The 7551-nt window shown below is 71.3% G+C and carries 8 protein-coding genes; 3 read left to right on the plus strand and 5 right to left on the minus strand.

What is annotated here, in order from left to right; translation table 11 throughout:
* Positions 1-42: 42 nt before the first annotated feature.
* The 4 genes from G5C51_RS38000 to G5C51_RS38015 form a co-directional block, all read right to left on the minus strand.
* Positions 43-2472: an ATP-binding protein gene (locus G5C51_RS38000; protein WP_165244804.1), complete on the minus strand. Its 2430-nt coding sequence runs from the start codon at positions 2470-2472 to the stop codon at positions 43-45.
* Positions 2473-2576: 104 nt separating this feature from the next.
* A complete protein-coding gene (locus G5C51_RS38005; RefSeq protein WP_165244805.1) occupies positions 2577-2921 on the minus strand; it encodes an STAS domain-containing protein in 345 nt (114 codons plus the stop codon).
* Positions 2922-3081: 160 nt separating this feature from the next.
* Positions 3082-3930 (minus strand): 3-hydroxybutyryl-CoA dehydrogenase, encoded by an 849-nt coding sequence (locus G5C51_RS38010; RefSeq protein ID WP_165244807.1) that lies wholly within the window; start codon positions 3928-3930, stop codon positions 3082-3084.
* A 122-nt stretch (positions 3931-4052) separates the two neighbouring features.
* Positions 4053-4697, minus strand: coding sequence for a TetR/AcrR family transcriptional regulator (locus G5C51_RS38015; RefSeq protein ID WP_165244809.1), 645 nt, complete (start codon positions 4695-4697; stop codon positions 4053-4055).
* Positions 4698-4777: 80 nt separating this feature from the next.
* Here G5C51_RS38015 and G5C51_RS38020 point away from each other — a divergent pair, with 80 nt between their 5' ends.
* Together G5C51_RS38020 and G5C51_RS38025 are read left to right on the plus strand one after the other, a co-directional pair.
* The gene (locus G5C51_RS38020) at positions 4778-5566 is read left to right on the plus strand and encodes an ABC transporter ATP-binding protein (RefSeq protein WP_165244811.1); all 789 of its coding nucleotides are present in this window, start codon (positions 4778-4780) and stop codon (positions 5564-5566) included.
* A gap of 9 nt (positions 5567-5575) precedes the next feature.
* Positions 5576-6331, plus strand: coding sequence for an ABC transporter permease (locus G5C51_RS38025; protein ID WP_165244813.1), 756 nt, complete (start codon positions 5576-5578; stop codon positions 6329-6331).
* A gap of 3 nt (positions 6332-6334) precedes the next feature.
* Here G5C51_RS38025 and G5C51_RS38030 read toward each other — a convergent pair whose 3' ends face one another.
* The gene (locus G5C51_RS38030; RefSeq protein ID WP_165244815.1) at positions 6335-7219 is read right to left on the minus strand and encodes an alpha/beta fold hydrolase; all 885 of its coding nucleotides are present in this window, start codon (positions 7217-7219) and stop codon (positions 6335-6337) included.
* A gap of 83 nt (positions 7220-7302) precedes the next feature.
* On the opposite strand from G5C51_RS38030, the gene G5C51_RS38035 reads away from it, so the two are divergent.
* Positions 7303-7551, plus strand: a 249-nt coding sequence (locus G5C51_RS38035; protein ID WP_206314764.1) for an ABATE domain-containing protein, incomplete at its 3' end; no start/stop codon positions are given.

The following is a 7551-nucleotide window of genomic DNA, read 5'->3' on the forward strand; positions in this document are numbered from 1 at the left end:
ACCCGTTGCTGTCGCGAGTGGCCCCGGACAGCCGGCCGCCGCTCAGGGCGTGGTGCCTCCGGCAGCGGTGCCGGTCGTTGTTCCGCCGTCGGTGGTGCCTCCGTCGGTCGTACCGGTCGTCGTCCCGCCGTCGGTGGTGCCACCGTCGGTCGTACCGCCGTCCGTCGTCCCACCATCGGTGGTGCCGCCGTCAGTTGTCCCGCCGTCCGTCGTCCCGCCATCCGTCGTACCGCCGGTCGGGCCGCCCGTCGTAGGGCCGCCCGTGGACGATCCTCCCGTCGTCCCGCCGTCCGTCGACGAGCCGCCGTCCGTCGATCCGCCACCCGTAGTCGTGCCGCCGTCCGACTCGCTCTCCGACGGGTCGTCGCTCGGTGACTCGGATTCGTCGTCCGAGTTGCTCGACGACGGCGACGGTGAGTCCGTCGAGGTGCCCGGCTGGGAGCCGTCCCGGGCCGGTGAGCGGGAGCCCGAGGACTCCTCCTCCGGGGTCAGCCCCGACTCGCCCTCTTCCGAGGCGGACTTGTCCACCTTGACCTGGCTGGCCGGCTTGTCGTTCTCCTCGCCGCCGATGGCGGTGATCGTCACGAACGTGCCCAGCACCGCCACCGCCAGCGCGCCCGCCGCGGCCGCGACGAGGTTGCGGCGCTTGGCGGGCAGGGCGCCGACGGTGCGGCGCGACGGCTCTTCCGAGGCTCCGTAGGCGGGATACGCATCGTCGCCCGTGGCACGCACCTGGCCGAGCATGATGGTCGGGCCCTCCGGCACCGGCAGCGGCTCCTCCCGCGGCTCGGCGCCGAGTTCGGGGCCGGGCTCCGGTACGGCGGCCGCGGGTGCGTACAGGCCCGGTTCGTCGCCGGGCCCCGGCATGCCGGGGAGTTCGAAGCCGCCGCGGTCGGCGACCAGCGCCAGCGCCCGGCGGCCGACGAGCTCGCCGCCGCGGTCGGAGATGGCGCCGCGCAGCGCGACGGAGGCCTCCAGCTCGGCGAGGGCCCGGTCCAGCCGGCCGGTGCACAGCGCAAGGATGCCGAGCTCGTGGTGGAAGTACGCCTCCTGGCCGACCTCACCGGCCAGCCGCGCGGCCTGCTGGCCTAGGCGAAGCGTTTTTTCCCATACGGTCCACGCCTGCGCCGCGGCGAAGGCGGGCGCGGCCGTACGCGCCAGCAGCACCGCCGCCGCGGCATGCCCCGGCGTGGGGCTGCCGGCCAGCGCCTCGAGGGAGGCCAGGATCGCGTCCGCCTCCTCCGCGATACGGGACGGGGTGACGGAGGCGTGCCCTGCCCACCAGGCGTAGTGCTGGGCGGCGGTGAGCACGGGCGGGTCCGCGCCCTCGGGGGTCTGGGCGTAGCCCGCCTCGGCCAGTTGCGCGGTGACGCCGGGCGCCAGGCCGTAACGGCCGCCCACGACCGTGGTCAGGCCGAGCGCGACGAGCTCGGCGAGGGCGGTGTCGGCGTGCTGGTCGCCGGCGAGCGCGGGCAGGTGCGCGGGGTGCGGGCAGACGCCGCCGAGCGCGACGGCGAACCGCAGCGCGGAGCGCGCCTGGCCGCTGGCCCGGGAGGCGAGCAGCTCCGCGGGGGCGGCGCTGACGGCCAGGGTGGGCAGCGGCTCCTCGGCCGCTCCCCCGGACTCGGCGGCCGCCGCCCGGAGTTCGTCGCGCTGCCGCAGCAGCGCGCCCGCCTGCACGAACCGCAGCGGCAGCCCCTCGGACTCGAACCAGACGTCGGACGCCCAGGTGGTCTCGTCCTCGGTCAGCGGCCGCCGCGCGGCGGCCGCCAGCAGCTTCTGCGAGGCGGGACGGCCGATGCCGGTGAGGAAGACCTCCTCGACGTGGGCGACCGAGGACGGCGCCGGAGCCTGCGGCAGGGCGGAGATCAGGAAGGCGCACTCGGGCGTCGCGTCGAGCAGTTCGTCGAGTCCGGCGCCGCCGAACTCGAGGTCGTCGAGCACCACGACCGCGCCGATCTCCTGCAGCAGCGCGAGCAGTTGCGGCCGGTCGGGGCGCAGGCCTGAGGCGTCGAAGGCGGCGGCGTAGAGCTCGTAGAGCAGATCGGTGGGCGTGCGGCGGTGGCCGCTGAGGCGGATGACGCCGTCCGGCGCCAGGTCGGCGCAGTCCGCGGCGACGGCGTCGAGGAGGGTCGTACGGCCGGAGCCCGCGGGTCCGGTGACGCGCACGGAGCGGCCGCGGGCGAGCAGCCGGACCAGGCGGTCGCGGTCCTCGTCGCGGTCGAGGAAGGGCAATGCGGGCCCGGTGGCGCCGGGCGGCGGCGCCGGAACGCCCGGACGGGCGGCCGCACCGGCGCTCCCGGCGCCGGGGTGCCGCTCGGGATTGGTGGGACGTTCCCCGGGGTGCAGGGCCTCCACCATGCTGCCGTCAACGGGATTGACGGTGACGCGGTATTCGCCCGCTACGAGCTGGACTGCTCGCGCCGCACCTGCGCTGTGCGCTGCAGGCCGGCGCCGGTTTATCGGGTCCATCGCTTGTCCCCCCACTGGCTTCGCGCCAGAACCCTAATCCTGTATTCAGTATGTGCCAGGACCCGAATCCTGAACGGGTCCTGGCCGTCACACATTTGTGAGGATCACGCCGACCGGGGTGCCTCTGCCTCCACGGGCAGAGATTCCACCGGCAGCGCTTCCTCGATAGCGAGGATGCGGTGCAACCGGGTGGCCACCAGCAGCCGCTGCATCTGCGGGGGAACCCCGCGGAGCACCAGCCGGCGGTCGGCCCGTCCGGCCCTGCGATGCGCTCCCATGATCACGCCGAGTCCGGTGGCGTCCCATGAGTCGAGAGCGGAGAGGTCCACGATCAGATCGCCGCGTCCCGTGTCGACCGCGTCGTGCAGGGCCGTACGGGCGTCCGCCGCGCTGCGGACGTCGAGGCGGCCCCCGACGACCAGCTCGACGTGGTCGCCCCTGATATACATCTGCGCTCCCCGAGTCTTCTGCAGTGCTGTGGGTCCAGTGGTGCCTGTCTCTTCGAACCTCTACCGGTCTGACTGTCCGCGGCTACGCAAGGTTGCCGTCTGTGCGCGGATCGATATGAAATTCACTCCTGCGGGTTACCCTCGGGCAACTCCCGCGCTTTCAGTGCTCGTAGAAACCCTGACCGCTCTTGCGGCCCAGGTCTCCCGCATCCACCATCCGCCGCATGAGTTCCGGGGCGGCGAACTTCTCGTCCCGGGACTCGGTGTAGATGTTCTCGGCGGCGTGCAGCAGGATGTCGACGCCGGTGAGGTCTGCGGTGGCGAGCGGCCCCATGGCGTGGCCGAAGCCCAGCTTGCAGGCGGTGTCGATGTCCTCTGCGGTGGCGACGCCGGACTCGTACAGCTTGGCGGCCTCCACGACCAGCGCGGTGATGAGGCGGGTGGTGACGAAGCCGGCCACGTCGCGGTTGACCACGACGCAGGTCTTGCCTACGGACTCGGCGAACTCCCGGGTCCTGGCGAGGGTTTCGTCGGAGGTCTTCAGGCCGCGGACGAGCTCGCAGAGCTGCATCATCGGCACCGGCGAGAAGAAGTGCGCGCCGACGACCCGCTCGGGCCGCCCGGTCGCCGCCGCGATCTTGGTGATCGGGATGGCGGAGGTGTTGGAGGCGAGGACGGTGTCGTCCTTCACCAGGCCGTCGAGGGTACGGAAGATCTCCTGCTTGACCTCGAGCTTCTCGAAGACGGCCTCGACGACGATGTCGGCGTCGGCGGCGGCGTCCAGATCCGTCGTGGTGGTGATCCGGCCGAAGGCGGCCTCGGCGTCGGCGGCGTCCAGCTTGCCCTTGGAGACGAACTTGTCGTAGCTGGCCTTGATGCCGTCGGTGCCCCGGGTGAGGGCGGCGTCGGTGACGTCCCGCAGGACCACGTCCCAGCCCGCCTGGGCGGATACCTGTGCGATGCCGGAGCCCATGAGACCGGCTCCGATGACGGCGAGCTTCCGTGCCACGATCGTGTTTCCCCTTACAGACAGCGCTGTCCTTTACGCGGACCTTAGCGCCGCGCGGGGGCGCACGGGGGCTTAAGAGATGCGCATCACGCCGTGTACGACGCACGTCACACGGGCGGCGGTCACTTTGCGGACCTGCGGGCGTAGTTGAGCACCTTTTCGCTCAGCAGGCCCTCGAGCTCGTCGATGATGACGAGCGTTTGGCGGGAGACCTCGTTGGGCTTGCCGCCGGCGATCATTTTGTGCCGGATCGTCTCGAAGACGGTGCCGTGCACGAAGGAGATCTGGCCCGCGATCAGCCCCGGCATCGGGTCGTCGGCGGCGGCGTCCGCCTCCTCGCGGAGGGTGTCGGTGAGGTTGTCCATGCCCTCCTGCTGGATGTGCCACAGCCTGGCCTTGAGGGAGTCGGCGCCGGCCACGACGACCATGAACTTCCCCATCCCCTCCGTCAGCCCCACCTTGGGCGAGACGCTCTCCACCTCCTCGCGCAGCTCGCGCAGCACCGCCTCGGCCGCGGACTCCCCCGGGCCGCGGCCGCGCACCCAGCGGGAGAGGCGGTCGACGACGCCGCGGCTGCGGTCGAAGAAGAGGTCCTCCTTGGCCGGGAAGTAGTTGTAGACGGTGTTGACGGAGACGTTCGCGGCCTCCGCGATCTCGGCGATCGTCACCGCGTTGAAGCCGCGCTCCACGAACAGGCCCGTGGCCACATCCGAGATGTACTGCCTGGTCTGGCGCTTCTTGCGCTCCCTGAGTCCCTCTTCGGCCATGCCTCCATCCTAGCTTCCTTGGTGTCGATGAAATTTTGGTGACGTTGCAAAATTTCAGTGACTCTGTTTTTCTGGGCGGCATGGCAATCATCAGCACGTCCGGTCTGTCCCGGACCTTCACCACCAAGCGGGGCACGGTCGAGGCCGTGCGCGGCATCGACCTCGTCGTGCAGCCGGGCGAGATCGTCGGCTTCCTCGGCCCCAACGGCGCCGGCAAGACCACCACGCTGCGCATGCTCACCACGCTGCTGCCGCCCACCGGCGGCGCCGCCACCGTCGCCGGCTGCGACCTGGCGAGCGACCCGGCGGGGGTGCGGGCGAAGACCGGTTACGTGGCCCAGTCCGGCGGGGTCGACCCGAACATCACCGTCCGGGAGGAGCTGGTCACCCAGGCCCGGCTGTACCGCATGCCGAAGGCCGAGGCGGCGGCCCGGGCCGAGGAGGTCGCGGCCGACCTGGGGCTGTCGGAGCTGATGGAGCGCAAGTGCGCCGCGCTGTCCGGCGGCCAGCGCCGTCGTCTGGACATCGCCATGGGCCTGCTGCACCGCCCGGCGGTGCTCTTCCTCGACGAGCCGACCACGGGCCTGGACCCGGGCAGCCGCGCGGACCTGTGGGACCTGGTCCGCCGGATCCGCGCCGAGCAGGGCACCACGGTCTTCCTGACCACGCACTACCTCGACGAGGCCGATGCGCTCGCCGACCGGCTGATCATCGTGGACGAGGGCCGGGTGATCGCCGAGGGCACCCCGGCCGCACTCAAGGAGCAGCACGCCGGCTCGACCACCGCCTCCCTCCAGGACGCCTTCCTCGCCATTACGGGCCGCGCCCCTGCCGCGCCGTCCGAGGAGCCCGCCCCGCTCGCTGTCTAAGGACCTTCGATGCACTCCTTCCTCTCCGACACCGCCATCGTCTTCGGCCGATACGCCCGGCAGACCCTGCGCTCGCGCATGCAGATGCTCTTCGGCATCCTGATGCCGCTGCTCTACCTCCTCTTCTTCGGCCCACTGCTGACCGACCTGCCGCTGTCCGCGGACGGATCGTCCTGGCAGGTGCTGGTGCCCGGCCTGCTGCTCCAGCTCGGCCTGTTCGGCGCCTCTTTCTGCGGCTTCGCCGTCATCCTCGAGAAGCACAGCGGCGTGGTGGACCGCATGCGCGTCACCCCCGCCAGCAGGCTGGCGCTGCTCGCCGGCCGGGTGCTGCGCGACACCCTGCTGTTCCTCTTCCAGGCGGTGCTGCTGGTGCTCGCCGCGCTGGTGATGGGACTGAGGGCCCCGCTCACCGGCATCCTGATCGGCTTCGCTTTCGTCGCGCTCCTGACGATCTCGCTGGCCTCGCTGTCGTACGCGCTGGCGATGAAGGTCAACACCCCGCAGGAGTTCGGCCCGGTGATCAATGCGCTGACGATGCCGTCCATGCTCCTGTCCGGCCTGATGCTCCCCATGGCCCTGGCCCCGGCATGGCTCGACGTGCTCTCGCACTTCATGCCGTTCCGCTACCTGGTGGACGCGGTCCGCGCCGCCTTCGTCGGCCACTACGCGAGCATGCCGATGCTTTACGGCGTCCTCGTCGCCCTCGCCATGTCCGCGGCCTCCCTCACCCTGGGCACCCGTCTCTTCCAGAAGGCGGGGGCGTAAGCCTCAGGCCTTCGCGGCCCGCGCCTTCCAGGTGCGGTCCAGGAAGTCCGCTATCAGCGGGGCTATTTCGGACAGCTTCTCCTCCAGCGCGAAGTGCCCCGTCTCGAACAGATGCAGCTCGGCGTCCGGCACATCCTTCAGATAGGCCCGGGCGCCGGGCTCCGGGAAGAACGGGTCCCCCGTGCCCCAAGTGATCAGCGTCGGCGGGGCGTACCTGCGCAGCCACTCCTGCCATGCGGGATAGCGGGCGATATTCGACTTGTAGTCGAAGGCGAGCGCGACCTGGATCTCCTTGCGGCCCGGGAGGTCCAGGAAGTGCTGGTCCAGCGTCCAGCCGTCGGGCGCTATCCGCTCCGGATCGCCCGTGCCGCCCTCGTACTGCGACCGGGTGCCGGCCATGGTGAGCAGGCCACGGATCTGCTCCTCCGCACCCTCGTCCGCCGGCGTCAGCGCCGTGAAGTCGCGGGCCGCGGGCGAGAGGCCCTCCTCGTACGCATTGCCGTTCTGGATCACCAGGCCCGCTATCCACTCCGGATGCCGCTCCGCCAGCCGGAAGCCGATGGGCGCGCCGAAGTCGAAGGCATACATCACGAACCGGTCCAGCCCGAGGCGCTCGACGAACCCCTCCATCACATCCGCCAGCCCGTCGAAGGTCGCCACCGGCGGGGCGTCGCTGTGCCCGAACCCCGGATAGTCCGGCGCTATCAGGCGATACCGGCTGCCCAGCACATCCAGCAGCCGCCGGAACTGATGCGACGCGGACGGGAAGCCGTGCAGCAGCAGGAGCACGGGCGCATCGACCGGCCCCTCCGTCTCCCGGTAGAAGACACGCACGCCATCCACCTCGACGAAGCGATGGCTGATCCGCGGGATCTCCAGCACGACCATTTCTAATGCCCCCAGGACTCGATGTGGCATTAGATTAGCGACGCCCGAACTAATGAGTCAACCCCTGCTTGTAGCATTAGGTCATGCACCTCCTCGGCGAGCCGCTCGCCCTCGACCTCCTCAACACCCGTCCCGCCGACGGCGACCTGCTCACCTCCCCCGACGCCCTGCGCACCTGGCTGACCGCCCTCGGCATGCGCCTCACCGTCCCCTGGGCCGCCGGCCGCGTCGGCTCCGCCGAGCTGGCCGCGGTGCTGGACGTACGCGAGCACGCCGCCGCCGCGATCGACGCGGCCCGCCGCGGCGAGCAGCCCCCCGCAAAAGCCCTGCGC

It is taken from the genome of Streptomyces coryli (assembly GCF_011044975.1).
Lineage (GTDB): Bacteria > Actinomycetota > Actinomycetes > Streptomycetales > Streptomycetaceae > Streptomyces > Streptomyces coryli.

What these genes read in the sequence shown, in the direction of transcription:
- G5C51_RS38000 (WP_165244804.1), bottom strand. Translation starts at nt 2,472, where the DNA reads ATGGACCCGATAAACCGGCGCCGGCCTGCAGCGCACAGCGCAGGTGCG.
- G5C51_RS38005 (WP_165244805.1), bottom strand. Translation starts at nt 2,921, where the DNA reads ATGTATATCAGGGGCGACCACGTCGAGCTGGTCGTCGGGGGCCGCCTC.
- G5C51_RS38015 (WP_165244809.1), bottom strand. Translation starts at nt 4,697, where the DNA reads ATGGCCGAAGAGGGACTCAGGGAGCGCAAGAAGCGCCAGACCAGGCAG.
- G5C51_RS38020 (WP_165244811.1), top strand. Translation starts at nt 4,778, where the DNA reads ATGGCAATCATCAGCACGTCCGGTCTGTCCCGGACCTTCACCACCAAG.
- G5C51_RS38025 (WP_165244813.1), top strand. Translation starts at nt 5,576, where the DNA reads ATGCACTCCTTCCTCTCCGACACCGCCATCGTCTTCGGCCGATACGCC.
- G5C51_RS38030 (WP_165244815.1), bottom strand. Translation starts at nt 7,219, where the DNA reads ATGGTCGTGCTGGAGATCCCGCGGATCAGCCATCGCTTCGTCGAGGTG.